Annotated in this window: 23 protein-coding genes; 21 read left to right on the plus strand and 2 right to left on the minus strand. The window is 36.2% G+C overall.

Going from position 1 to position 26,260, the window contains the following annotated elements:
* Positions 1-2 precede the first annotated feature (2 nt).
* Entirely contained in the window at positions 3-1,244 is a 1,242-nt protein-coding gene (locus DN389_RS08375) for a nucleotidyltransferase (RefSeq protein ID WP_164085692.1), read from the minus strand.
* Between the two features lie 153 nt (positions 1,245-1,397).
* Here DN389_RS08375 and DN389_RS08380 point away from each other — a divergent pair, with 153 nt between their 5' ends.
* The 3 genes from DN389_RS08380 to DN389_RS08390 all read left to right on the plus strand — a co-directional run bounded on the left by DN389_RS08380 (position 1,398) and on the right by DN389_RS08390 (position 2,769).
* Positions 1,398-1,898, plus strand: coding sequence for a YceD family protein (locus DN389_RS08380; protein ID WP_000872150.1), 501 nt, complete (start codon positions 1,398-1,400; stop codon positions 1,896-1,898).
* Between the two features lie 61 nt (positions 1,899-1,959).
* Positions 1,960-2,133: a 50S ribosomal protein L32 gene (gene rpmF, locus DN389_RS08385; RefSeq protein ID WP_001984764.1), complete on the plus strand. Its 174-nt coding sequence runs from the start codon at positions 1,960-1,962 to the stop codon at positions 2,131-2,133.
* A 129-nt stretch (positions 2,134-2,262) separates the two neighbouring features.
* Positions 2,263-2,769, plus strand: coding sequence for an RsfA family transcriptional regulator (locus DN389_RS08390; protein WP_000246481.1), 507 nt, complete (start codon positions 2,263-2,265; stop codon positions 2,767-2,769).
* Positions 2,770-2,803: 34 nt separating this feature from the next.
* Here DN389_RS08390 and DN389_RS08395 read toward each other — a convergent pair whose 3' ends face one another.
* On the minus strand, positions 2,804-3,277 hold the full coding sequence (locus DN389_RS08395) for an N-acetyltransferase (protein WP_000506704.1): 474 nt from the start codon (positions 3,275-3,277) through the stop codon (positions 2,804-2,806).
* A gap of 374 nt (positions 3,278-3,651) precedes the next feature.
* Here DN389_RS08395 and panE point away from each other — a divergent pair, with 374 nt between their 5' ends.
* The 18 genes from panE to sigG all read left to right on the plus strand — a co-directional run bounded on the left by panE (position 3,652) and on the right by sigG (position 26,146).
* A complete protein-coding gene (gene panE, locus DN389_RS08400; RefSeq protein ID WP_149237017.1) occupies positions 3,652-4,542 on the plus strand; it encodes a 2-dehydropantoate 2-reductase in 891 nt (296 codons plus the stop codon).
* A gap of 79 nt (positions 4,543-4,621) precedes the next feature.
* Positions 4,622-6,238 carry a bacillithiol biosynthesis cysteine-adding enzyme BshC gene (gene bshC / locus DN389_RS08405; protein WP_000403047.1) on the plus strand — a complete coding sequence of 539 codons (1,617 nt, stop codon included), beginning with the start codon at positions 4,622-4,624 and terminating at the stop codon, positions 6,236-6,238.
* Positions 6,239-6,606: 368 nt separating this feature from the next.
* Entirely contained in the window at positions 6,607-7,539 is a 933-nt protein-coding gene (rsmH, locus tag DN389_RS08410; RefSeq protein ID WP_000472509.1) for a 16S rRNA (cytosine(1402)-N(4))-methyltransferase RsmH, read from the plus strand.
* A 15-nt stretch (positions 7,540-7,554) separates the two neighbouring features.
* Positions 7,555-7,917: a cell division protein FtsL gene (ftsL, locus tag DN389_RS08415; protein ID WP_000067079.1), complete on the plus strand. Its 363-nt coding sequence runs from the start codon at positions 7,555-7,557 to the stop codon at positions 7,915-7,917.
* Positions 7,918-7,938: 21 nt separating this feature from the next.
* Positions 7,939-10,089: a penicillin-binding protein gene (locus DN389_RS08420; protein ID WP_081257501.1), complete on the plus strand. Its 2,151-nt coding sequence runs from the start codon at positions 7,939-7,941 to the stop codon at positions 10,087-10,089.
* 81 nt (positions 10,090-10,170) lie between these two features.
* A complete protein-coding gene (locus tag DN389_RS08425; RefSeq protein WP_149237018.1) occupies positions 10,171-12,087 on the plus strand; it encodes a stage V sporulation protein D in 1,917 nt (638 codons plus the stop codon).
* A gap of 207 nt (positions 12,088-12,294) precedes the next feature.
* Positions 12,295-13,770, plus strand: a complete 1,476-nt coding sequence (gene murE, locus DN389_RS08430) for a UDP-N-acetylmuramoyl-L-alanyl-D-glutamate--2,6-diaminopimelate ligase (RefSeq protein WP_048565658.1) — start codon at positions 12,295-12,297, stop codon at positions 13,768-13,770.
* 22 nt (positions 13,771-13,792) lie between these two features.
* Positions 13,793-14,767: a phospho-N-acetylmuramoyl-pentapeptide-transferase gene (gene mraY / locus DN389_RS08435; RefSeq protein WP_000893058.1), complete on the plus strand. Its 975-nt coding sequence runs from the start codon at positions 13,793-13,795 to the stop codon at positions 14,765-14,767.
* Entirely contained in the window at positions 14,768-16,120 is a 1,353-nt protein-coding gene (murD, locus tag DN389_RS08440; RefSeq protein ID WP_149237019.1) for a UDP-N-acetylmuramoyl-L-alanine--D-glutamate ligase, read from the plus strand.
* Between the two features lie 90 nt (positions 16,121-16,210).
* Positions 16,211-17,302: a stage V sporulation protein E gene (gene spoVE / locus DN389_RS08445; protein WP_000753517.1), complete on the plus strand. Its 1,092-nt coding sequence runs from the start codon at positions 16,211-16,213 to the stop codon at positions 17,300-17,302.
* A gap of 104 nt (positions 17,303-17,406) precedes the next feature.
* Positions 17,407-18,501: an undecaprenyldiphospho-muramoylpentapeptide beta-N-acetylglucosaminyltransferase gene (murG, locus tag DN389_RS08450; protein WP_001265424.1), complete on the plus strand. Its 1,095-nt coding sequence runs from the start codon at positions 17,407-17,409 to the stop codon at positions 18,499-18,501.
* Between the two features lie 61 nt (positions 18,502-18,562).
* Positions 18,563-19,468: a UDP-N-acetylmuramate dehydrogenase gene (murB, locus tag DN389_RS08455; RefSeq protein ID WP_000437052.1), complete on the plus strand. Its 906-nt coding sequence runs from the start codon at positions 18,563-18,565 to the stop codon at positions 19,466-19,468.
* 98 nt (positions 19,469-19,566) lie between these two features.
* On the plus strand, positions 19,567-20,337 hold the full coding sequence (divIB, locus tag DN389_RS08460; protein ID WP_000798232.1) for a cell division protein DivIB: 771 nt from the start codon (positions 19,567-19,569) through the stop codon (positions 20,335-20,337).
* A gap of 400 nt (positions 20,338-20,737) precedes the next feature.
* Positions 20,738-22,045 (plus strand): cell division protein FtsA, encoded by a 1,308-nt coding sequence (gene ftsA / locus DN389_RS08465; protein WP_001087543.1) that lies wholly within the window; start codon positions 20,738-20,740, stop codon positions 22,043-22,045.
* Positions 22,046-22,084: 39 nt separating this feature from the next.
* Positions 22,085-23,239 (plus strand): cell division protein FtsZ, encoded by a 1,155-nt coding sequence (gene ftsZ, locus DN389_RS08470; RefSeq protein WP_000888983.1) that lies wholly within the window; start codon positions 22,085-22,087, stop codon positions 23,237-23,239.
* Between the two features lie 313 nt (positions 23,240-23,552).
* On the plus strand, positions 23,553-24,470 hold the full coding sequence (gene spoIIGA, locus DN389_RS08475; RefSeq protein ID WP_000261976.1) for a sigma-E processing peptidase SpoIIGA: 918 nt from the start codon (positions 23,553-23,555) through the stop codon (positions 24,468-24,470).
* 19 nt (positions 24,471-24,489) lie between these two features.
* Positions 24,490-25,209 carry an RNA polymerase sporulation sigma factor SigE gene (gene sigE / locus DN389_RS08480; protein WP_000976947.1) on the plus strand — a complete coding sequence of 240 codons (720 nt, stop codon included), beginning with the start codon at positions 24,490-24,492 and terminating at the stop codon, positions 25,207-25,209.
* Positions 25,210-25,366: 157 nt separating this feature from the next.
* Positions 25,367-26,146 carry an RNA polymerase sporulation sigma factor SigG gene (gene sigG, locus DN389_RS08485; protein ID WP_000197753.1) on the plus strand — a complete coding sequence of 260 codons (780 nt, stop codon included), beginning with the start codon at positions 25,367-25,369 and terminating at the stop codon, positions 26,144-26,146.
* Positions 26,147-26,260: the final 114 nt, after the last annotated feature.

Below are 26,260 nucleotides of genomic sequence, written 5' to 3' on the forward strand. Positions count from 1 at the left end.
ATTTATAGAAATTTTGCAGTTGTTTCATCATAACGAATTGGATGGTGTGTTGCATCTTGTTTTAGTAGTTGTGTTCGTAATGGTTCTTGCATGATGGAGAAATATACAGAATTGGCTTTTCGCTCTATATGTAAAGTAGGATGGTCAAATGTTTTTGTATGGGTAAGGATGGGAAGCTCTATTTTTTTTTTGTTTTTTGAAAGGTAAGTTTGTCCTTTTTGTGACATGCCTAGTAGACGAATGTACGGTGCATGCTGCTCTATATTTGCGCTATGTATTTCTTCTTTTGTTGTATTTGTTAAAATGTGTGTACAAGCTCTTTGTAATCTAGTCCATGTATAACGCTTCGTTTTTAATGCTTCCATGAATGAATGGAAGGAGGAACTGTTTTGTATTTTTGATAAAATACGATGCTCTAAACCTTCTTCTATTTCATATATATGTCGTAAGTCTTCTGGAGACATCGTCATGAGTTTGTATTTAAAAAATGAAAAGTATTGTTCCCAATTATGTAATATCCCGTAGTTTTGTTTGTAACTTGCTAAAAGAGAAGCAGTCGCTTTTGGGATAAAAGGCTCAATTTCTGTAAAAGAACTATTTTCGCTAAAAAGTTGTTTACGAATACTAGTTGCGCTTGCAATATGTTGGTCGCTAAATGTTTCATCATGATAATGAGATGCGAATCTTTTTATCGTTTGTGCTTGCATAGAACTATTTTGTAAGAAAATTGATTTCATGTATTGGAATCCTAATATGTTATTCGGTTGTGACATGTCTATGTTTTTTTCGGATGGTAAAATGTGTAGGAAGGCTTCAGATGTAGCTTTTGCGTAACTGTTACCTGCATTCATAAATTGCTTTACAAGATGATTAAAAGTATCTTCTTCATTTTTTTGCACAGAGATGGTGTTATGAAAATTTTCAATCTGCCCATCTTCACTACCGAAACAAATTTCAGAAACACGCAGGGCGTTTAAAATAGAAATAGCGCCATTTGCAAAGGTTTCAGCCTTTTGTGTTGAGAAGGCGTATGGAAGCTCTACAACAAGGTCTACACCGCATGATAAGGCCATTTTGGTACGATACCATTTGGATATGAGTGCTGGCTCACCACGCTGTAAAAAAGGGCCACTCATAACAGCGATTGTAATATCGGCGTGTGTTAACTTTTTTGTTTGTTGCACATGATAATCATGACCGTTATGAAAAGGGTTATATTCAACAACAATGCCACTGGCTTTTATGGTAATCTCTCCTTTCGATGTAGCATCTTTTTCAAAAACGTGATACTCTATATATTATTTACTATGATGACTTCATTATAGTGTAAAGAAAAAACATTGACAAATATAAAATGGCTAGCTATAATTTTGTTTGTTGCCTTGAGGTGATATGATATGAAATGGTCCATCCATCAATTGAATAAATTGAGAAATAAAGGATTGACATTGGATGAGATGGTAGATGTAAGTGAGCTGCAAGAGGTCGAGAAAGATATTCGTGAAATTAATCCTGCTCATGTAACAGGAAGAGTTGATTTTGGCTCCGGTAAGTTTACGTTCCATCTACATATAACTGGAAGCATGGTTTTACCATGTTCTCGCTCTTTAGTAGATGTGACATTACCATTTGACATTAAAACAACTGAGGTGTTCCAAACTTCACAAGAAGAATTTGAAACTGAAGCTGAAATTCATTGTTTAGAAGGAGAAGTACTTGACTTACTGCCCGTAATCAAGGAAAATATACTTTTGGAGATTCCAATGCAAATTTTCAGTGATGATGTTTCTGGTGGAGCACCGATGCAAGGTCAAGACTGGCAAGTGATTTCGGAAGAAAACAAAGAAAAGACTGTTGATCCACGATTAGCAGGACTTGCAAAGTTTTTTGACAAATAATCGGAAGACTGGTTTAGGCCTTCATATGAAAATAACTATTTCTTTTAAGGAGGTGGGAAGAATGGCTGTACCTTTTAGAAGAACTTCTAAAACAGTAAAAAGAAAGCGTCGTACGCATTTCAAATTATCAGTACCTGGTATGGTAGAGTGCCCAAGCTGTGGTGAAGCGAAATTAGCTCACCGTGTATGTAAAGCATGCGGTACTTACAAAGGTAAAGAAGTAATCAGCAAGTAATTGCGGGAAAATAAACGTAGAAGATATCTTCTGCGTTTATTTTTTTTGTCTTATTCTTTATTTGTTGTATTCTATCTTTTCTAGTAACTGCATATGCTTAATAAAAAATGCATAGGGAGGACTAGAGAGATGGCGACAACAAGACAAGATGCTTGGACTGATGATGAAGATTTGCTTCTGGCAGAAGTAGTACTCCGGCATATTCGAGAAGGTGGAACGCAATTATCTGCCTTTAAAGAAGTGGGAAGACATTTATCTCGTACACCAGCAGCATGTGGCTTTAGATGGAATTCTTACGTTAGAAAGCAATACAAAGAACGTATTGAAGAAGCGAAGCAACTACGTAAAGTAGAAAATTATGAAGTAAAAGAGACAAAGGTAGTAGAGCCTACGTCAATTACATTGAATGATGTTATTGATTTCTTGCAAAATTATAAAGATGAAAACTCTTTAATGGTGTTGCAACAGCAAATTGAATCGTTACAAACAGAGAGAGAGAGTCTTTTGGAGCGATTATCAGTATATGAGGAAGAGTATAGAACATTGCTTGATTATATCGATCAAAAAAGAAGTGTAATGGTAGCGGAAAGAAATAGCGCTCGTTCGAATGGGAAATTAGAAAAGTTAAAGAAATAAAAAAACAGCTGCTATGTAGCTGTTTTTTTATTTCTTATGCAGACTCTTCGTTTGTAACCGTATTCAAATTTGTTTCTGGGTTCCAAACATAAAAATCACCATCAGGTACTGATACAGGCTGGAAATTTAATTTATCCCAAAAACCAGCTGAATGGATACGTGCGATCGTTTTAATTGGGAACTGTAGCCCCTTCGCATAATTTACAAGCATTTCTCCGAATCCTTGTTTTTGGAAAGTCGGTAACACTTCAAGTTTATAGAGTTCTAGGTAAGTACCTGTAATTTCGAATGGTTCTCCGCCGTTCCTTTTCATATATAGACTCATACGTGCAATTAGTGATCCGCCATAATAAATACCGTAAAATGGAGATTCACTATCGTTTTCAATAATGTTTGCCTGTAATTCTTCTAACATGGATAGTTCTTGAGCTCCGCAACCTTTAAATTTTTTAAATTCGTCTAATGTTTTATAATTGATGAGCAAGCGCTCAACTTTTGGGAATCCCATAACATCACATCCTTTTATTGTCTCATTGAATGCAGAAAAGTAAAAATATTTATAATAATATTATAACTCATTTTTTTATTTTTATGAAGAAGATAGTATATTTCTTTTATTATTTTTTTGAGGATTTGCTAAACTAAGAGTAGAAGCATATTAATAGGTAGTATATACATATTGAAAGTAGAGGTTGCATTTGTTTGTTAAAGAGCAATGAAATTGTAAACTATGTTCATGGAATTGAGAAAGGTAAAGTGAAACTGTAATCGGTGGGATTTGTTCACCTTTAGTTAATTATGATTCCGCACCAATCAGGCGTTTGCGGGATAAAAAGGGGGAGGGAAAGGGACTTGTGTAACGTATTTATATGAGTTCCTTGTGTGAAAATGAAAATCGGAGTTGTGGGACCAGGAGCTATCGGTCTGTTATATGCATTTTATTTACAAAAAAGTAATCAAGATGTTACGTTGTTTACAAGGACAGCTAAACAGGCTGAGGAATTGAATAGAACGGGTGTAACTTGTATGAGGGAGGAAAAACGTGAAACCGTATTCCCACCTGTTTTACCAATAGAAAGTATGCTAGACCAGAAGCTAGACTATATATTTATTGCTGTTAAGCAATATCATATAACTGACATACTACCTTTTGTGCGAGGGGAATCCTCATTAATCTTTTTGCAAAACGGAATGTCGCACCTTCATGCTATGCAGCAAATAAGGAATAAAAATATTGCGGTTGGGATTGTAGAGCATGGTGCAAAAAAAGAAGAAAGCCATATCGTTTATCATACGGGGATAGGTGTAACGAAGTTTGGAATCGTGCACGGCCAGTCTATACATTTTGAAAAAATATTTAATTGCTTTCCATTTCCTCATTTTCCGATTCAAATAGAAGATGATTGGAAGGATGTCATGCACAAAAAATTAGTAGTTAATGTATGTATCAATCCATTGACAGCATTATTACAAGTCCAGAACGGAGAGTTGATTACGAACCCGTTTTTTTATCGATTGATGGAGCAAGTTTTTCAGGAAGTCGTTTTTCTTGTTAAAGAAGAAAAAGAAATGGTATGGAAAATGGTACATCGCGTATGTGAAAGAACGTCTCGTAATACATCATCTATGCTGGCAGATGTAAGGGCAAATAGACAAACGGAAATCGGTGCGATTGTTGGATATGTATTAGAAGAAGCTAAGAAACAGCAACGATCTGTTCCGACACTGCAATTTTTGTTCGATGCAATAAAAGGATTAGAAGTAAAAGAATAAGTGTAATTCTTTGCTTTTACGTGCAACATTGACTACAATGTGGATTGGTGAGAGAACAGGATACGAAAGGAAGAATTATATGGAGATAAAAGAAATCTCTGTTCCGCAACAAGGTGTTGTAGCGGACTATATGAACGGTAAAAAAGAGATACAGTCGTGTTTTGACTATATGTTAACAGAAGATGCTTTTAAACAGCGTGTACATGATTTGTGTGAGAGGGAGTTTTTCCGCCAAGACTTAGTAGCGCATTTATTAGAATATAATACAAAATTACAAGCGGGAGAAGCTACGATTCAAAATGTAAAAGCGCTTGGAGATGAAAATACATATGTTGTTATAGCTGGACAACAAGCTGGGTTATTAACTGGACCACTTTATACAATTCATAAAATTATTTCAGTTTTACAGCTTGCGAGGGAAAAGGAAGAAAGTTTAGGTGTTAAAGTCGTTCCTGTTTTCTGGATTGCTGGTGAAGACCATGATATGGATGAAATTAATCATACTTTTGTAACGAAGAATAAAAAAATAAAAAAGACTATTTTTCATGACCGTAATCCGAAAGTGGCGAGTGCTTCAGAGTCCGAGCTTTCTTTGGAAGACTGTAGAAAGTGGATTGAAGAAATTTTCAAAACATACCCTGAAACGAATTTTACAAAGGATGTACTGCAATTTATTGATGATTCTTTGGGGAAATCGAATACGTATGTAGATTTCTTTGCCCATCTTATTATGAAAATGTTCGTTAATTCTGGTTTAATTCTTGTTGATTCGCATCATCCTGAATTAAGAAAATTAGAAGTGCCGTTTTTCAAGCGAATTATAGGTAAGTATAAAGAAGTGCAAGAGGGGCTTCATAACCAACAGGAAGTAATTAAAGAATTAGGATATAAACCAATTATTGAAACAAAGTATAATGCAGTACATATATTCATGGAAATTGATAATGAGCGAGTATTACTTGAAGACGATCAAGGGAAGTTTGTAGGGAAGGATGGAGCGTATTCCTTTTCATATGAGGAATTGATGGAAGAGATGGAAAGAAGTCCGGAACGCTTTAGTAATAATGTTGTAACGCGCCCTCTTATGCAAGAGTATCTATTTCCTACGCTTGCGTTTATTGGAGGACCAGGGGAATTAGCTTACTGGAGTGAATTGCAACAAGTTTTCCATACGATTGGTTTCCAAATGCCGCCTGTCGTTCCGCGTATTACAATCACTTATGTAGAGAGGGATATAGCGACAGATTTATACGATTTGCAATTGCAAGACAGTGATCCGTTTTTAAATAACGTAGATAAGTTGCGTGAAAACTGGTTATCTAATCAAATAGAGGAACCGATAGATGATCGATTTGTAGAGGCGAAAAAAGAAATAATTGATATCCATACGTCATTACAACAGTTTGTGAAGAAAATAGATCCTGGATTAAGTGCGTTTGCAGGGAAAAATGAATTCAAAATTAATGAACAAATTGAACTGTTGGAAAGAATGTTGAAAAGAAATGTTGAGAAAAAACATGAAGTACAGCTAAATAAATTCCGTCGCATACAATTTGCACTTCGTCCATTAGGGGCGCCGCAAGAGCGTGTGTGGAATGTATGTTACTATTTAAATCAGTTCGGTTTGGATTTCGTTGATCGTGTAATGGAAAAACCGTTTTCTTGGGACGGAAAACATCATGTTATAAAACTATAGAATCTTGCTCTTAGGAGCAGGATTTTATTTTTGTCCTGTTGAATTTACTGTGAAGTGAAATTTTTCTGAATTATTAATTTAAAAAAAGTGAATATCGTAATTATGCAGGATACTTAAATATATGACAAAATAGCACAAAATGTAAACGTATTATCATCTTTTTCGACAGTTTTTTATTTAAATTCCCGCAAAAGATGATAAAATTTAGTATATAATAAAAGAAAATAGCGATTTGTATAGTATGCTGCCTTTGTAGGCAAGTTAAATGAGTCGTTCTTTCATAGTATTTCGTTCTCTAATCGTGAAATATGCGTTTGGGGGAGGAGATGCATTCAACATAATTAATTGGAAAAAGAGTAGGTGCAACAATGTTTAAACATGTAACAGTGCTTTTGAAGGAAACAGTAGACGGCTTAGATATAAAGCCAGATGGTACATATGTAGATTGTACACTGGGGGGAGGAGGACATAGTTCTTATTTATTATCCCAATTAACTGAAGGTGGAAGATTAATCGCGTTTGATCAAGATGAGATAGCGATTCAAAATGCGAAAGAAAAATTCTCTTCATACGGTGAGCAGTTCATAACAGTAAAGAGTAATTTCCGTTATTTATCTGAAAAACTACAGGAATTAGGTATAACAGAAGTAGACGGTATTTTATTTGATTTAGGTGTTTCATCCCCACAATTAGATACACCAGAGCGTGGCTTTAGTTATCATCATGATGCACCGTTAGATATGCGGATGGATCAAGATGCCCCATTAACAGCATATGATGTTGTAAATAGCTGGTCATATGAACAACTTGTAAGAATTTTCTTCCAGTATGGTGAAGAGAAATTTTCAAAACAAATAGTAAGGAAAATTGAGGCGTATCGTGAGAATAAAGCTATTGAAACGACAGGAGAATTAGTAGAACTAATTAAAGAGGGTATTCCAGCTCCTGCTCGTAGAACGGGTGGACATCCTGCGAAGCGAGTGTTCCAAGCAATCCGTATTGCTGTAAATGATGAATTGAAAGTATTTGAAGAAGCGTTGGAATCTGCAATTGACATGGTCAAGCCAGGTGGAAGAGTTAGTGTTATAACATTCCATTCTTTAGAAGACCGTATTTGTAAAACGACGTTTAAGCGAAATAGTACAACGCCACAATTGCCACCAGGATTACCGATTATTCCTGATGAATTTAAGCCGAAATTAAAACTTATTACAAGAAAACCGATTTTACCTTCTGATATAGAGTTAGAAGAAAATAATCGAGCGCGTTCTGCGAAATTGAGAATCGCTGAAAAACGATAAAAAGGGGAGAGAGGTATGAGTAACTTAGCTGTAAAGTACAAACAACAAGCGCAAGAAGAGATACAGATTCAAACGCCCCCACAGCAGATGGTTCAGCCAAAAGCTAAAGCGAAGATTACAAGAATCGAAAAACTGTTGTATGTAGCATTTATTGGCTTTTTATTGTATGCCTGTGTAGCGTTTATTGGAAATAAAGCAGGCCTTTATCAAGTTAATGTAGAAGCAGCGACGATAGAACAAAAAATTGTACAGCAGCAAAAAGAAAATCAAGAGTTACAGGCTGAAGTAGAGAAGTTAAGTCGCTATGAACGAATCGCTGAAGTTGCAAAAAAACACGGGCTAGAAATTAATGCGAATAATGTGAAGGGCCTCAAATAAGGCAATAGGTGTGAAGGGAAAATGAAAAGAAATATGACTAAATTTCATACCAATAAGGGAGCAGGGTATTTTATGATTTTATTCCTCCTGCTCTTTTTGCTATTGTTAGCCCGATTTTTTTACATACAAGCAACAGGAACTGTTCATAATCAAGATTTGGATAAACTTGCTCAGCAAAAACATAGTAAAAAAGGAGTTCTAGAAGCAAATCGCGGGACGATTTATGATCAAAACGGTCATGTACTAGCGCAAGATGCAAACTCTTATAAACTTGTAGCGGAATTAAAAGGTGCGAATCATGTTGAAAATAAAGAGGATACTGCAAAGAAAATTGCGGGAGTACTCGGAAAAGATGAAGAGAAGATTTTAGCCACGTTAAATAAAAAAGATAAAAGTCAAGTCGAATTTGGAACACTAGGTAAAGATTTGACGAAAGAACAGAAGGAACAAATAGAAGCATTGAAATTGCCAGGCATATCTTTTATTACTGAAAATGCAAGAGTGTATCCGAACGGTGATTTTGCATCTTACGTTATAGGTCATGCTAAACCGAATGAAGAGGGGACTTCGGTAGGGCAATTTGGTTTAGAAAAAAGTTTAGATAAATATTTAAGTGCTTCTAACGGCAAAGTAGCTTATACAGGCGATCGTAAAGGAGTGTCTCTTGACGGTGGAAAAGTGAACGTAGAGGCACCTAAAAACGGAGATAACGCGTATTTAACGATAGATCAACGTATTCAAAGTTATTTAGAAGATGCGATGAAAGCTGCAAGTAAGCATTACGACCCAGAAAGTTTAATAGGGATTGTTGCGGATCCAAAAACAGGGAAAATATTAGCGATGTCTAGTAAACCTAGTTATGATCCAAATGATCGTCAAATTAAATATTTCTTCAATGATGCAATTGCAAATGCATTTGAACCTGGATCAACAATGAAAATTTTCACGTTAGCAGCAGCTATTAATGAAGGTGTGTATAAAGGACAAGATTATTATCAGTCTGGTACATATCAAGTCGGGAACCGAAAAATAAAAGATCATAACGGTGGCGCTGGATGGGGATCTATCACATTTGATGAAGGGGTAGAGCGTTCTTCCAACGTAGCGTTTGCAATTTTAGGGGATCAAAAACTTGGCCCCGAACGTTTCCGAAAGTATATTCATAGTTTTGGATTAGATGAAAAAACGAACATTGATTTACCTGGTGAAGGTTCAAATGCAATTGTATTTGAGCAACAAATACAGCAAGTAACAACAGCTTTTGGACAAGGTTCTACTGTAACGCCAATTCAGCTTGTGCAAGCTGCAACTGCTATTGCAAATGATGGAAAAATGATGAAGCCTTATACAATTGATAAAATTGTAGATCCAATAACAGCCGAAGTAAAATTAGAACATAAGCCAGAGGAAGTGGGAAAACCTGTTACGAAAGAAACAGCAGCGCAAGTAAGACAGTTATTAGAACGTGTTGTTACATCGCCGAAAGGAACAGGAACTGCTTATAAAGTTGATGGGTATTCAGTTGGTGGTAAAACAGGGACAGCGCAAATTCCGGATGGAAAAGGTGGCTATATGACGGGAAGAGAGAATTATATATTCTCATTCTTAGGGATGGCACCTATGGACGATCCACAACTTGTTGTGTATGTAGCTGTAAAACAGCCGAAATTGAAAGATGATGAGAATGGCGCACAGCCTTTAGCTGATATTTTTAAATATGTAACTAAAAATAGTTTAGAGTATTTAAAGATTAAGCCAAATGAAATAAAAGACCCGAAAAAATATGTGAAAGAACAACAAACTGTCGTTCCGGATGTAACAGGGAAAACGATGGAAGAAGCGAAAAAAGCAATTGATAAAGCAAAACTTCGTCCAATCGTATTAGGTGAAGGGAAAGTGCAGCAGCAAGTGCCAAAAGCAACTGAGCAAACATTAAAAGGTGACCGAGTCTTCTTAGTAGGAGATAAACCTACAATGCCAAATATACAAGGCTGGGCACTGCGTGATGTTATGAATTTAGCGAAAACATTAAAGCTTAACCTAAAACCTACTGGTACCGGATATGTAACTGAACAAAGTGTGGCAGAAGGAACATTGTTACAACCTGGTACAGAGTTAGGTGTAACACTTGTACCGCCACTTGAACCACAACAAGAAGCAGAAAAACAGTAATGGTAAAAGAGAAGAAGTTCTAATTAAATAAGTACAAGCATATATTGGAACAAGCTAGGCGTAAGGGAGGCTTGTTCCAATATGCGTGTATCAAATGTAACAGTTAGAAAAAGACTTATTTTTATACTCATATCAGGTATACTTATTTTCACTATCATCGATATTCGTCTTGGATATGTGCAATTTTTTCTTGGGAATATGTTAACGGATCGTGCGAAAGATTCATGGAGTCGTAATATTACTTTTGAACCTGAACGTGGGAAGATTTTAGACCGGAATGGTGTGGAACTTGCTACGAATAAAAGTGCCCCAACTGTCTTTGTTGTACCGAGGCAAATTGAAAAACCAGCAGAGACTGCAGAGAAGTTAGCTGCAGTATTAGGTGTGGAAAAAGATGAGGTTTATAAGCGGATTACAAAAAAAGAATCGATTGTAAGGTTAGATAAAGGTGGAAGAAAAATATCACATGATAAAGCGAAAGAGGTACGAGGATTAAGTTTGAAAGGTGTTTATATCGCAGAGGACTCTATCCGGTACTATCCATTTGGCAACTTTTTATCACACGTATTAGGGTTTGCAGGTAGTGATAACCAAGGTCTTATGGGACTGGAAAAATATTATGATAAAGAGCTAAATGGTGATGAAGGTCATGTGCGTTTTTTTGCAGATGCAAAAGGCCAAAGGATGCCTAATGTTGGCGATGATTTCAAAAAACCAGAAGCTGGTTTGAATTTAGGTTTAACAATTGATGCACGTATTAATAGAATTATGGAAAGAGAAATGAATATTGCAGAGTCGACATATAATCCAGATGGTATGATTGCGATTGCAATGAATCCGAAAAATGGTGAAATTTTAGGTATGTCGAGTCGGCCGAGTTTTGATCCAGCAGATTTTCAAAGTGTTTCTCCAGAAGTGTATAATAGAAATTTACCAGTATGGAGTACGTATGAGCCTGGTTCAACATTTAAGATCATTACGTTAGCAGCAGCCTTGAATGAAAATTTAGTAGACTTAGAGAAAGATACGTTTTATGATGATGGAGCAGCTGAAGTGGGTGGAGCTAGATTGAAATGCTGGAAAGCGGGAGGCCATGGTAGCCAAACGTTTTTAGAAGTAGTTCAAAACTCATGTAACCCAGGATTTATTGAACTTGGTGATCGTCTTGGTAAAGACCGATTGTTTAAATACATTCGTAATTTCGGCTTTGGACAGAAAACCGGAATTGATTTGCAAGGTGAAGGTAGTGGGATTTTATTTAATTTAGATAAAGTCGGTCCAGTTGAGCAAGCAACTACTTCATTTGGTCAAGGAGTTTCTGTAACACCAATTCAACAAGTAGCAGCAGTAGCAGCGGCTGTAAATGGTGGGACATTGTATCAACCGTATATAGCTAAGGAATTTATTGATCCGAAAAATAATCAAGTTGTAAGTAAAAAGACACCTGTGGAAAAAAGAAAAGTTATTTCCAAGGAAACTTCAGAAAAAGTTCGGTATGCATTAGAGAATGTTGTAGCAAAGGGATCTGGTAAAGGTGCTTTCATTGATGGGTATCGTGTAGGTGGAAAAACAGGTACGGCTCAAAAGGTGAAAGATGGTAAATATTTAGAGAATAATTATATAGTATCTTTTATCGGTTTTGCTCCAGCAGATGATCCGGAAATTGTTGTCTATGTTGCTGTTGATAATCCGAAAGGTGTAACGCAATTTGGTGGAGTAGTAGCAGCTCCAATTGTTGGGAATATTCTTCGGGATGCACTTCCTGTTATAGGAGTGAAACCGAGAAAAGAACAAGTTGAGAGAGAATATAAATGGGGCGATACACCAACTGTGGAAGTTCCGAATTTAATTGGTATGAAAAAGAAAGACTTACAGACACAACTCGTCGATTTGAAGCTTGATATAAGTGGAGACGGAGAGAAAGTAATTAAACAATCCCCAGAAGCAGGAGCTAAAGTGAAAGAAGGCTCAAAAATTAGAATTTACTTCGGGAATTAAAGGTAACCTAGTACGTTTTATGGTACAATTGGTGGAAGTGAGTTCTTTATAGAAGAGTTACTTAATTTGAGGCTGTAAGAGCCCCAATTATAAATAAGTCTATTTATTAGACACAGTAGCATTTACCTCCTATTTTACATATTTAGGAGGTAACGTGTTGCTTATTAAAAAAGAGATAAATACACAATGTAGAGAGGGTTTAGTGAAATGAAGTTGCATACACTTTTATCATGTTTGCATGATTTTCCAGTTGTTCCAAAAGAAAATCCAGAAATCACATCTATAGAAGCTGATTCACGTAAAGTGAAAGAGGGAAGCTTATTTGTATGTATGAAAGGATATACGGTTGATAGCCATGATTTTGCTAAGCAAGCAGCGGCACAAGGAGCGGCTGCTATTGTTGCGGAAAGACCAATTGATGTTGACGTTCCAGTTGTACTTGTGAAAAACACTTTTCGTTCGTTAGCGGTTTTAGCTGATTATTTTTATGGTCAACCAACACACAAGTTACATTTAATCGGAATTACAGGTACAAATGGAAAGACAACAACATCGCATATTATGGATGAGATTATGCGCGCACATGGTCATAAAACGGGGCTAATTGGAACGATTAATATGAAAATCGGTGATGAAACATTTGAGGTGAAAAATACAACACCAGATGCACTAACACTTCAACAGACATTTTTAAAAATGGTTGAGCACGGTGTAGATAGTACAGTAATGGAAGTTTCGTCACATGCTTTAGATCTTGGTCGTGTACACGGATGTGATTACGATGTAGCAGTGTTTACAAATTTAACACAAGATCATTTAGACTATCATAAAACGATGGAAGAATATAAACATGCAAAAGGGTTGCTATTTGCACAACTTGGCAATAGTTATAACCATGATCGTGAAAAGTACGCGGTACTGAATAACGATGATGCTGTAACTGCGGAATATATGAGAAGTACTGCGGCAACTGTTGTAACGTATGGAATTGATACAACAAGTGATATTATGGCCAAAGATATCGTTATGACGAGTGGTGGAACTACATTTACGCTTGTAACACCGTATGAAAGTGTAAATGTTACGATGAAATTGATTGGGAAATTTAATGTATATAACGTACTAGCGGCAACAGCGGCAGGACTTGTTTCTGGTGTAAGTTTAGAAACGGTTATTGATGTAATAAAGCAACTAGCTGGAGTTCCAGGACGTTTTGAAGTAGTTGATGGTGGACAAAATTATACAGTTATTGTTGATTATGCACATACACCAGATAGCTTAGAGAATGTATTAAAAACAGCAAAACAGTTTGCAAAAGGCGATGTATATTGCATCGTCGGTTGTGGTGGAGATAGAGATCGAACAAAGAGACCAATCATGGCAAATGTTGCAACAAAATATGCAACTCATGCAATTTACACTTCAGATAATCCAAGAAGTGAAGAGCCAGGGGCTATTTTAGATGATATGGTGCAGGGTGCAAATGGGAATAATTATGAAGTAATTATTGATAGAAAAGAAGCGATATACCATGCAATTGCTAACGCGAAAGCTGAAGATATCATCATTATTGCTGGTAAGGGTCATGAAACGTATCAAATTATTGGTAAAGACGTTCATCATTTTGACGATCGTGAAGTCGCTAAAGAAGCAATTACAGAGCGTTTAAACAACGAAGAGTAACAACGTGAGAGGAGGACTACATGTGCTTGAGCAAGGTTTATTAGTAACGGCTGGGGTAGCATTCTTAATTTCTGTTGCCCTTTCGCCATTGTTTATTCCATTTTTAAGGAAATTAAAGTTCGGACAGAGTATTCGTGATGAGGGACCAAAGTCACATCAAAAAAAATCAGGGACACCTACAATGGGTGGTATTGTCATATATGTATCTATGATGGTAACTTCACTTATTATGGCGATTAAGTTTAATCATTTAGGTGCAGAGGTTTCGTTATTATTATTAGTGACATTTGGCTACGGATTAATTGGATTTTTAGATGACTACATAAAGGTAGTTAAGAAGAGAAATCTTGGTTTAACATCAAAACAAAAATTAGTAGGTCAGCTTGTTATTGCTATTGCGTTCTTTTTAATTGGAAAAGGGCAAGCGTTCCACACATACATCATGATTCCGGGAACAGATGTTAAGTTTGAACTAGGTTGGGCGTATTTTGTACTTGTATTATTTATGCTTATTGGTGGATCAAATGCAGTTAACTTAACTGACGGTTTAGATGGTTTATTATCAGGAACAGCTGCTATTGCATTTGGAGCGTTTAGTATTATTGCAGTAGCGCAAGAGCAATTTGGAGTAGCGATATTCTGTATGGCAGTTGTAGGAGCTGTACTTGGATTTTTAGTATTCAATGCAAATCCAGCGAAAGTGTTTATGGGAGATACAGGTTCCTTAGCTTTAGGTGGAGCCATTGCAGCTGTAGCAATTTTATTAAAACAAGAATTACTACTTGTAATCATTGGTGGAGTATTCGTAATGGAAACTTTATCTGTTATTATTCAGGTCATTTCTTTTAAAACAACAGGAAAACGTGTCTTTAAAATGAGTCCATTACACCATCATTATGAATTATGTGGTTGGTCAGAGTGGCGTGTTGTTGTGACATTTTGGTCTGTAGGCTTTTTATTAGCTGTGTTAGGAATTTATATCGGGGTGTGGATGTAATTGAAAACTGTAACTGAATTTCAAAATAAAAATATTCTTGTATTAGGCATTGCAAAAAGTGGTTATGCAGCAGCTACGCTGTTACAAAAATTAGGGGCAAATGTAATTGTAAATGACGGAAAGCCTTTAGCGGATAATGTACTTGCTGCAGAATTACAAGCAAAAGGAATGGACGTTGTATGCGGTGGTCATCCTTTAGAATTGTTAGAGAGAAATATTTCTCTTGTAGTAAAAAATCCAGGAATCCCGTATTCTAATCCAATATTAGTTGCTGCGAAAGAGAAGCAAATTCCAATTGTTACGGAAGTTGAATTAGCATATCGTATTTCAGAAGCGCCATTTGTTGGGATTACGGGGTCTAACGGTAAAACGACGACGACAATACTTGCATTTGAAATGCTAAAAGAAGGACAAAAGCATCCTGTAATTGCAGGGAACATAGGAACTGTAGCGTGTGAAGTAGCACAGGATGCAAAAGAAAATGAAGTTGTAGTTACAGAACTTTCATCGTTTCAACTGATGGGAGTAGAATTGTTCCAACCTAAAATTGCTGCGTTTTTAAATTTATTTGAGGCCCACTTAGATTATCACGGGACGAAGAAGGAATATGGTTTAGCAAAAGCAAATATTTTTAAAAACCAAACAGAAAATGATTATAGTGTAATAAATGCAGATGATGCAGATGTGATGGCTTTATCTGCTTATAGTAAAGGGCAAAAAGTACTATTCTCGACAACGAAAGAAATTGAAGATGGTGCGTGTATAAAAGAGAATGCTCTTTGTTTTAAAGGTGAAAAAGTTGTTGAAGTAGGCGATATCGTTTTACCTGGTCAACATAATTTAGAAAATATTTTAGCAGCGATGAGTATCGCAAAATTATTAGGTGTTTCTAATGAAGCGATTACGGCGGTGTTAAAACGTTTTACAGGTGTAAAACATCGTTTAGAATATGTAACAACTATTAACAATCGTAAGGTTTATAATGATTCAAAAGCAACGAATATGTTAGCGACTGAGAAAGCTTTATCTGCGTTTACACAACCGATTGTGTTATTAGCAGGTGGGCTTGATCGTGGAAATGAATTCGATGATTTAATTCCGTATTTCAAAAATGTAAAAGCAATTGTGACATTTGGACAAACAGCTCCAAAATTAGTAAGAGCTGCAGAAAAAGCGGGATTAGATACAATTGAAAGTGTCGATACTTTAGATGAAGCGGTAGTGAAAGCTTATGCTCATTCTACAGATGGCGATGTAATTCTTCTTTCTCCAGCATGTGCAAGCTGGGATCAATTTAAAACATTTGAAGAAAGAGGAGACATGTTTATACAAGCTGTGCATAAACTTATATAAAGTAAATCAAAACATCAGTAGGCTAATACCTACTGATGTTTTGTTACATAGGGCAAAAGTTTCTGCCTAAAGAGGTGGTGTTTATGGGTAATGAAGAAAACCCCTGATTTTATTCTCATCATCGTTACACTTGCGTTGTTAACAATCGGAATGGTTATGGTGTATAGTGCGAGTGCGGTTTGGGCCTCTTATAAAATGGGGGACTCATTCTTTTTTGCAAAAAGGCAATTGCTATTTGCAAGTATTGGTGTAGTGGCAATGTTTTTAATTATGAAAATTGATTATTGGGTGTGGCGTACGTATTCAAAAGTAATTTTGCTAGTTTGCTTCATTCTTCTTATTCTTGTTCTTGTTCCTGGGGTAGGACTTGTTCGAGGAGGAGCGCGAAGTTGGATTGGAATCGGGGCATTTTCCATTCAACCGTCAGAATTTATGAAGTTTGCGATGATTATTTTTTTAGCAAAATTTTTAGCGGAACGACAAAAATTAATTACCTCTTTTAAACGTGGTTTACTGCCAGCTCTTAGTTTTGTATTTCTTGCTTTTGGGATGATTATGTTACAGCCAGATCTTGGCACAGGAACGGTAATGGTTGGGACATGTATTATTATGATATTTATCTCGGGAGCAAGGGTCTTTCACTTTGCAATGTTTGGTTTGCTTGGTGTAGCAGGATTTGTAGGGCTAATTGCATCAGCACCGTATCGAATGAAACGTATTACATCATATTTAGATCCGTGGTCAGATCCGCTTGGAAGTGGATTTCAAATTATTCAATCGTTACTCGCAATTGGACCTGGTGGATTATTCGGGCTTGGACTTGGACAAAGTAGACAAAAGTTTCTTTATTTACCTGAACCGCAAACAGACTTTATATTTGCAATCTTATCCGAGGAATTAGGTTTTATTGGTGGTTCATTTGTGTTATTATTATTTAGTCTATTATTATGGCGTGGGATTCGTATAGCTTTAGGAGCGCCAGATTTATATGGTACGTTTTTAGCAGTAGGTATTGTGGCGATGATTGCGATTCAAGTAATGATTAATGTTGGTGTTGTAACAGGATTGATGCCTGTAACAGGTATTACTTTGCCGTTTTTAAGTTATGGTGGATCAAGTTTGACATTAATGTTAATGGCAGTAGGTGTATTATTAAATATAAGTCGCCATTCTCGCTACTAAACCCTGTTTTATAAGACAGGGTTTTTCGTATGTGCGCGAAGAAACATGATGTATATAGAAATAAATACGACTGAAATAAGAAAAGAGAAGCGGAGGAGTTAGTAGTGCGTGTATTAGTAAGTGGTGGGGGCACTGGAGGTCATATTTATCCGGCTCTTGCTCTAATAAGAGAAATAAAAAAATTAAATCCGGAAGCAAGGTTTTTATATATTGGTACGGAGAGTGGATTAGAGAGCACAATCGTTCCAAAAGCAGGCATACCGTTTCAATCTATTGTTATAAGTGGATTTAAGCGTAAAATATCGTTAGATAACGTGAAAACGGTGATGCGTTTCCTAAAGGGTGTACAAGATAGTAAACGATATATTCGTCGTTTTAATCCGGATATTGTGATTGGAACGGGTGGATATGTATGTGGACCAGTTGTATATGCTGCAGCAAAATTAGGTATTCCAACCATTGTACATGAACAAAATAGTGTACCTGGTGTAACGAATAAATTTTTAAGCCGCTATGTTGATAAAGTTGCGGTTTGTTTTGAAGCGGCTGCAGAACATTTTCCACAGTCAAAAGTGGTGATGACAGGAAATCCAAGAGCATCAGAAGTAATGGATCAGAATGGAATGAAAGGAAAACGTTCAGTAGGTTTATCTCTTCCTAAAAAATCGGTACTTATTTTTGGTGGAAGTCGTGGGGCTAGACCGATTAACGATGCTTTCGTAGAGGCAATTGAACAGTTTGGAAATAAAAGTTACGAAATATTGTATGTAACAGGTGAAGTTCATTATGACAAAGTGATGGAAGCAGTGAAGCAAAAAGGGAATCCGAATAATGTTATTATTAAACCTTTCATTCATAATATGCCAGAGGTACTTACAGGGGTAGATCTTGTTGTTTCAAGAGCGGGGGCAACAACACTTGCAGAATTAACCGCGTTAGGTAAGCCAAGTGTGTTAATACCTAGTCCTTACGTAACAAATAACCATCAGGAAAAGAATGCACGTTCCGTTGTCGATAAAGGAGCAGCAAAAATGTTGCTTGAAAAAGACTTAACAGCAGAAACGCTTATTCGTGATATTGATGAGATTTTATTAGATGCACAAACATTACAAAATATGAAGCTGGCTGCGGGGCAATTAGGTATTCCAGATGCAGCAAATAAGCTGTATGAAGTAATGAATAAGCTTGTAAAAAAATAACGTTAGGTGAACGCCCTGCATACTACTGTAATAAGGATACTTAGTATGGGGGAGATTGTTTATGGAGCAATTAGTAAATGAGCTTATAGAAGCAAATGTTGGTCGCGTGTTAGTGAATGAAGCGTTAGCGCGTTATACCACTATGAAAATAGGTGGACCAGCTGATATTTTAATTGTGCCAAAGCATGTTGCCAGTATTGAAAAAACGTTGCAGTTAGTAAAAAAATATAAAACAAAGTGGACTGTAATTGGTCGAGGTTCGAACCTTCTTGTATCTGATCTAGGTATAGAAGGTGTCGTTATTCGTTTAGGAGAAGGATTAGACCACTTAGAAGTCGAAAAACATAGAGTAAGAGTTGGTGGTGGGTATCCCCTTATTAAATTATCAACTTTACTTAGTCGTCAAGGGTTATCCGGTCTGGAATTTGCCAGTGGTATTCCAGGAAGTGTTGGTGGTGCAGTGTATATGAATGCTGGAGCACATAAATCGGATATATCAAACATATTATCAAAAGCTCTTATTTTGTTTGAAAACGGAACAATTGATTGGTTAACACATGAAGAAATGGAGTTTTCCTATCGTACTTCTGTATTGCAAACGAAACGTCCTGGTATTGTTTTGGAAGCTGAGTTTCAATTGCAGGTAGGAGAGCGTGAGGGAATCGTAAGCGTCATGCAAAAGAATAAAGACTACCGTCGTGAAACACAGCCGTGGAATCATCCTTGTGCAGGAAGCATATTTCGGAATCCAATCCCATACTTTGCAGGAGACTTAATAGAAAAGGCGGGGCTTCGTGGTTATCAAATAGGCGGAGCTCAAATTTCTGAAATGCATGGGAATTTTATTATTAACACTGGGGGAGCCAGTGCGCAAGATGTCTTATCTTTAATTGCATTAATAAAACAAACAATCAAGGATAAATTTGGCGTAGAAATGCATACAGAAGTAGAAATCATTGGAAGATAACGGTTATTCGTTCCGCTCATTATCATTTATGTTATAATAAGAAGATAAGAACGGCATGAGGAACATGCCGTTTTTTATGTTACGTAGGGGGATCGTACATGAAAAATAGTAAAGTGATTAAACTACAGGATCGTGTACCAAAGTTAAAAAATCAACAGAAGAAAAACAAGAAAAATGTTAATCATCGGTTGATTTTATACATATCAATTTTATTTTTATTAGTGCTCTTTTTAATTTATTTTCGGTCTCCGCTAAGCAATATCAAAAAGATAAGTGTGTTTGGAAATCATTATATGACAGATGAACAAGTGATGAAGGAATCAGGTGTGACGTATGATACAAGTTATTTCCGAGTGACAGCACATAAAGCAGAAGAAAACCTAACGAAACGAAAAGAAATTAAAGCAGTAAATGTAAAAAAACGTTTTCCAAATAAAATTGATGTTCATATTGAAGAATATTTAACGATTGGTTATATAAACAAAGATGGGAAATTACAACCGTTACTAGAGAACGGGAAAACACTTGATGTACTTCCGAATGGAAAACTTCCTGTTGCAGCACCAATTTTTGAACCTTTTAAAGAGGAAAAAATGAAGGAGTTAATTGCTGAGCTTGAAAAATTAACACCAACTATTTTAAGGTCTATTTCTGAAATTCGTTATTCACCGACGAATGCGAATGAAGATCACCTTACTTTATATATGAACGAAGGGTACGAAGTGAGCACTACGATTCAAAATTTCGCAAAGCGTATGGAAGCTTATCCGCTTATCTTAAAAACAATTGAACCGGGTAAAAAGGTATTAATTGATTTAGAAGTAGGGGCATATACGAAAGAATTAGGAGCAGAAGAAAAAAAAGAATAGAACGATAGTTTTTACTACGTCCCTGTAGAAAAAACGAAACGAACGTTCTATTGAATGCATCTGAATTTACAAGAATGGTTCATTTGATGAAAAAGATGTAAAAATTCTTAGATTCATACTAGGATTGGTACAAGTTTCACTTTTCTATGAGTACATCTTAGTGTAGACTTATACTTGGCGGTAATCTTTACACTTGAAATAGAATTATTTCAAGATAAGCAGTTATTCACAGTTTACTGCGATATTCTTAAATGAATGTTAAATAAAAATAAGAAAAATATAGGGTTAAAAAAGGGAAACGTATAAAGACGTTGAATATTTTTCTTATAAATAGTAAAGTTGCGATTGTTGTTCCATATATTGAGTTGTATGGTATAAATAAAGAAGGAGGTGCCAAAGAATGAACAGCAATGAAATATATGTTAGTCTTGACATCGGTACATCCAATGTTAAAGTCATCATTGGTGAAATGGTTAATGACAGCTTAAACATTATTGGTGTTGGAAATGTAAAATCAAATGGTTTAAAGAAGGGATCGATAGTTGATATAGACGAGACTGTTCGATCAATTAAAAAAGCAATTGAACAAGCTGAGCGCATGGTGGGAATCCACATTGAGCAAGTTGTAGTAGGTGTCAATGCAAACCAGGTACAGCTACTTCCTTGTCACGGAGTAGTCGCTGTTTCAAATGAAGATCGTGAAATCGGGAATGAAGATGTCTTACGCGTTCTAGATGCAGCACAAGTTGTGTCAATTGCTCCAGAGCGTGAGTTTATTGATGTGGTACCTCGACAGTTCATCGTAGACGGTCTTGACGAGATTAACGATCCACGCGGGATGATCGGTGTAAGATTAGAAATGGAAGGTACACTTATAACAGGCTCGAGAACTTTACTACATAACCTACTTCGTTGTGTAGAAAAAGCAGGTCTTGAAATAGTTGATATTTGTCTTCAACCTTTAGCGGCTGCAACAGTTGCTATATCTTCAGATGAGAAACATAGAGGAGTAGCCCTTGTTGATATGGGGGGAGGATCTACAACTTTATCTATTTTTAAAGATGGAGAGTTACAAGCGACGAGCGTATTACCGTTAGGTGGAGACCATATAACGAAGGATATTGCGATTGGGTTGAAAACTTCAACAGACAATGCAGATCAAATAAAGTTGAAATATGGACATGCTTTTTATGATACAGCATCTGAAGAAGAGATGTTTACGGTTCCTATTATGGGAAGCGATCAAACAGAACAATATTCTCAGTTGGAATTATCGGATATAATAGAGGCTCGTGTAGAGGAAATTTTAATGTTTGTTCAAGATGAAGTGCGTAAGTTAGGAGTAAAGCAAGTAGCTTCTGGCTATGTACTAACTGGTGGAATTGCTTCTATGCCGGGTGTTCTTGATCTTGCATATGATATTTTACATGAAAATGTTCGTATAGCGACTCCTGATTATATTGGTGTGCGTGAGCCCCAATATACAAGTGGAGTAGGATTAATTAAACATTCTTATCAAAAAGCTAAATTACGTGGGAAAAATGTGCAGGAAAAGCAAGAACATTTTGAACCAGTACCAGCACCAGCACCAACGCCGGTACAACAGCAACCTGCGAAACAAAAAACTCGTAATCAAAACAATAATAATCAAAATGATGAACGTATGATGTCAAAAGTAAAACGTGTATTCCGTTATTTATGGGATTAAAATTGGACACGAAAAATGAGGTTCTAGGGGGATTTCGACATGTTAGAGTTTGATACTACTCAAGATCAATTAGCGAATATAAAAGTTATCGGTGTCGGCGGTGGCGGAAACAATGCTGTAAACCGTATGATTGAACACGGTGTACAAGGTGTAGACTTTATCGCTGTGAATACTGATGCACAAGCATTAAATCTATCAAAAGCTGAAACAAAAATGCAAATTGGTGGAAAATTAACACGTGGACTTGGTGCAGGTGCAAACCCTGAAGTAGGGAAAAAAGCTGCAGAAGAAAGTAAAGAACAGATCCAAGAAGCACTTCGTGGTGCGGATATGGTCTTCGTAACTGCTGGTATGGGCGGCGGAACTGGAACTGGTGCAGCTCCAGTTGTTGCTCAAGTTGCAAAAGAATTAGGTGCATTAACAGTTGGTGTTGTGACACGTCCATTTACATTTGAAGGACGTAAACGTGCAACGCAAGCAGCATCTGGTATTGCGGCATTTAAAGAAAATGTAGATACGCTTATTGTAATTCCAAACGATCGCTTATTAGAGATTGTTGATAAAAATACGCCGATGTTAGAAGCATTCCGTGAAGCAGATAACGTATTACGTCAAGGTGTTCAAGGTATTTCTGATTTAATTGCAACACCAGGTTTAATTAACTTAGACTTCGCAGACGTAAAGACAATTATGTCTAATAGAGGTTCTGCTTTAATGGGTATTGGTTCTGGTAATGGAGAAAATCGTGCTGCTGAAGCTGCGAAAAAAGCGATTTCTAGTCCATTATTAGAAACATCTATTGATGGAGCTCAAGGTGTTATCATGAACATTACGGGTGGAGCTAACTTAAGCTTATATGAAGTACAAGAAGCGGCAGACATTGTAGCTTCAGCTTCAGATCCAGAAGTAAATATGATCTTCGGTTCTGTTATTAATGAAGGATTAAAAGATGATATCGTTGTAACTGTAATTGCAACTGGTTTTGATGATAGTGCTTCGACGCAGCCACCAAAACCAATTATCCGTCCGACTGCGAATCACACGCAACAACAGCAACAGCAAGTAGCTCAACCTTCAAAACAACGTGAAGTTAAGCGTGAAATGAAACGTGAAGAGCCGGTTGTGCATGAGCGTCATACAGATTCAGATGACATCGATATTCCAGCATTCTTACGTAACCGTCGTAGACGATAAAAGAAAAGGAGTTTTTATGCTCCTTTTTTGTTTTATACAGGGAAAAGATCTGCTAAGCAGGTCTTTTTTTATTTTATATATTTCGATTTATCCCGCTATTTGCTGGGCAGCCTGATTCGTGCGGGGTGATTAAAGTTTCACTTAATATATAAGTAAAAAGATATAGTATTCTATGAAACATATACTTTTATTTTTTACCGACAGATTTTGTCTAGAAAGCACAAAATAACAAAAAAACACCTCCGCAAATTGACACACTTTCCTATTGGATATGCATTATACTAGTCTCAACTTAAAAAAAGAGGTGAATTGTTTGGTTGTTTACGCCGACGTTGTTTGGTTGTTAAACGCCTGCATTGATTTTCTTTTACTTTTATTAACAGCAACCGTGTTAAAAAAGAAGATCAAAAGATGGAGGCTTGTGTTAGGGGCATTTATAGGTTCAACCATTGTTATTTTTGCCTTTACTCCTTTTGCTTCTATGATGACACATCCAATTATGAAACTACTGTACTCGTTACTTATTGTGTATACAGCATTTGGGTTTACAACGTTTAGAAACTATGCACAAACTGTTTTTACTTTTTACTTTGTAACCTTTATGGTTGGCGGAGGGTTAATTGGGACTCATTTCTTTTTGCAAACGAATGAAATGGTAAATGGATTGGTTCAATCTCAATCAATTTCTTACGGTGATCCAATTAGCTGGTTGTTTGTTGTTTTTGGTTTTCCAGTAATTTATTATTTTTCTAAAAAGCGTATTGAAAGCGTAGAGGTTACAAAAATACACTATGACCAAATTGTGAAATTGAAAATTCAATTAGCTGAAGAGGAACTAGAACTCGCAGGTTTAATTGATAGTGGGAACCAACTTTACGACCCGTTAACAAAAACACCCGTTATGATTATGCATATTTCATCATTAGAGCATTGCTTGCCAGCTTGGTTAACAGAACAAATTTATTCCAAAACAGAGATTCCTCAAATACCAGAAAATGATTCTGGCTGGGCGACAAAATTACGCTTAATTCCTTTCAGAGCAGTAGGAGTAGAGAATCAATTTTTATGGGCAATTAAGCCAGACAGTGTGCAAATTTATCATGAAGGTAGTTCTATTGTAGTCAGCAAAGTATTGATTGGGTTGAATACACAACAGTTGTCAACCAATGGAGAGTATCAATGTATTGTGCATCCGAAAATGTTAATTTCGCAAAAAATGGTAATTGCTTAATAATGGGAGGCGGGATAATATGATGAAATTAAAATTTTATTTAGTATACCTTTGGTATAAAGTATTGTTGAAATTAGGAATTAAGACCGATGAAATTTATTATATCGGTGGAAGTGAAGCGTTGCCACCACCGTTAACGAAAGAAGAAGAGGAAGTTCTTTTGAATAAATTGCCAAAAGGAGATCAGGCAGCAAGATCGTTACTGATTGAACGCAACTTACGCTTAGTTGTATATATAGCAAGAAAGTTTGAAAATACAGGGATAAATATTGAAGATTTGATTAGTATAGGAACAATCGGCCTTATTAAAGCAGTGAATACATTTAATCCGGAAAAGAAAATAAAATTAGCGACATATGCCTCACGTTGTATAGAAAATGAAATTTTAATGCATTTGCGTCGGAATAATAAAAATCGTTCAGAAGTTTCTTTTGACGAACCGCTTAACATTGATTGGGATGGGAATGAACTTTTGTTATCAGATGTATTAGGTACAGATGATGATATTATTACAAAAGATTTAGAAGCTACTGTAGATCGTCATCTTCTAATGAAAGCATTGCATCAATTAAATGATCGTGAAAAACAAATTATGGAACTTCGGTTTGGGCTTGCTGGAGAAGAGGAAAAGACGCAAAAAGATGTGGCGGATATGCTTGGGATTTCACAGTCATACATTTCGCGTTTAGAAAAAAGAATCATAAAAAGATTACGAAAAGAATTTAATAAAATGGTGTAAAGAATAAGACCAGCCGTTATCTAGGCTGGTCTTATTCTCTTTCGTTGTATGAGAAGAGACAAAGAAAATGAAAAATGAAGAGAAAACCGCATGCATAAAATCCCCTTCAAAGGAAATACTTTACACTGTACAGCAACTCCCGATAGGAGGGAACACTTTGACGAGAAACAAAGTAGAAATTTGCGGTGTTGATACAGCTAAACTTCCCGTACTAAAAAATGATGAAATGCGTAAATTATTTCGTGAAATGCAAAGTGGAGAGATAAGCGCAAGAGAGAAATTAGTGAATGGAAACTTACGTCTTGTACTGAGCGTCATCCAAAGATTTAATAACAGAGGAGAATATGTTGACGATTTATTTCAAGTTGGTTGCATCGGACTTATGAAATCCATTGATAACTTTGATTTAGGCCAAAATGTAAAATTTTCAACGTATGCTGTGCCGATGATTATTGGGGAAATACGCAGATATTTGCGTGATAATAATCCGATTCGCGTATCTCGATCATTACGAGATATTGCGTATAAAGCGTTACAAGTAAGAGAGAAATTGATTGCAGAAAATTCAAAAGAACCAACAGCAATGGATATTGCAAAAGTGCTTGAAGTGACTCATGAAGAAATTGTTTTTGCATTAGATGCGATTCAAGATCCAGTTTCATTATTTGAACCGATTTATAACGATGGGGGAGATCCTATCTTTGTTATGGATCAGTTAAGTGATGAAAAACAAAAGGACGAGCAGTGGGTTGAAGAGTTAGCACTGAAAGAAGGGATGAAGCGTTTAAATGATCGTGAGAAAATGATTATTCGAAAACGTTTCTTTCAAGGAAAGACACAAATGGAAGTTGCAGAAGAAATTGGGATTTCTCAAGCACAAGTGTCACGTTTAGAGAAATCAGCTATTAAACAAATGAATAAGACGATTCAAGGATAAGGTTTCACCATTTATGGTGAAACCTTTTTATATGTAATATAGTTTGTCTTCGCTCATAGTAGGGAAGCTGTGTTCATATAATGAAAATAATATGGGATTAGTAGAGGGTGCTTC

The sequence above is a fragment of the Bacillus sp. AY3-1 genome, assembly GCF_008368785.1.
Taxonomy (GTDB): domain Bacteria; phylum Bacillota; class Bacilli; order Bacillales; family Bacillaceae_G; genus Bacillus_A; species Bacillus_A wiedmannii.

Excerpts from the sequence above, each read along its gene's own strand:
- DN389_RS08380 (WP_000872150.1), top strand. The coding sequence starts at position 1,398 with ATGAAATGGTCCATCCATCAATTGAATAAATTGAGAAATAAAGGATTG.
- ftsL (WP_000067079.1), top strand. The coding sequence starts at position 7,555 with ATGAGTAACTTAGCTGTAAAGTACAAACAACAAGCGCAAGAAGAGATA.
- murB (WP_000437052.1), top strand. The coding sequence starts at position 18,563 with ATGGAGCAATTAGTAAATGAGCTTATAGAAGCAAATGTTGGTCGCGTG.
- DN389_RS08425 (WP_149237018.1), top strand. The coding sequence starts at position 10,171 with ATGCGTGTATCAAATGTAACAGTTAGAAAAAGACTTATTTTTATACTC.
- rsmH (WP_000472509.1), top strand. The coding sequence starts at position 6,607 with ATGTTTAAACATGTAACAGTGCTTTTGAAGGAAACAGTAGACGGCTTA.
- murE (WP_048565658.1), top strand. The coding sequence starts at position 12,295 with ATGAAGTTGCATACACTTTTATCATGTTTGCATGATTTTCCAGTTGTT.
- DN389_RS08395 (WP_000506704.1), bottom strand. The coding sequence starts at position 3,277 with ATGGGATTCCCAAAAGTTGAGCGCTTGCTCATCAATTATAAAACATTA.
- divIB (WP_000798232.1), top strand. The coding sequence starts at position 19,567 with ATGAAAAATAGTAAAGTGATTAAACTACAGGATCGTGTACCAAAGTTA.
- sigE (WP_000976947.1), top strand. The coding sequence starts at position 24,490 with ATGATGAAATTAAAATTTTATTTAGTATACCTTTGGTATAAAGTATTG.
- DN389_RS08390 (WP_000246481.1), top strand. The coding sequence starts at position 2,263 with ATGGCGACAACAAGACAAGATGCTTGGACTGATGATGAAGATTTGCTT.
- spoVE (WP_000753517.1), top strand. The coding sequence starts at position 16,211 with ATGAAGAAAACCCCTGATTTTATTCTCATCATCGTTACACTTGCGTTG.
- bshC (WP_000403047.1), top strand. The coding sequence starts at position 4,622 with ATGGAGATAAAAGAAATCTCTGTTCCGCAACAAGGTGTTGTAGCGGAC.
- rpmF (WP_001984764.1), top strand. The coding sequence starts at position 1,960 with ATGGCTGTACCTTTTAGAAGAACTTCTAAAACAGTAAAAAGAAAGCGT.
- DN389_RS08420 (WP_081257501.1), top strand. The coding sequence starts at position 7,939 with ATGAAAAGAAATATGACTAAATTTCATACCAATAAGGGAGCAGGGTAT.
- ftsZ (WP_000888983.1), top strand. The coding sequence starts at position 22,085 with ATGTTAGAGTTTGATACTACTCAAGATCAATTAGCGAATATAAAAGTT.
- ftsA (WP_001087543.1), top strand. The coding sequence starts at position 20,738 with ATGAACAGCAATGAAATATATGTTAGTCTTGACATCGGTACATCCAAT.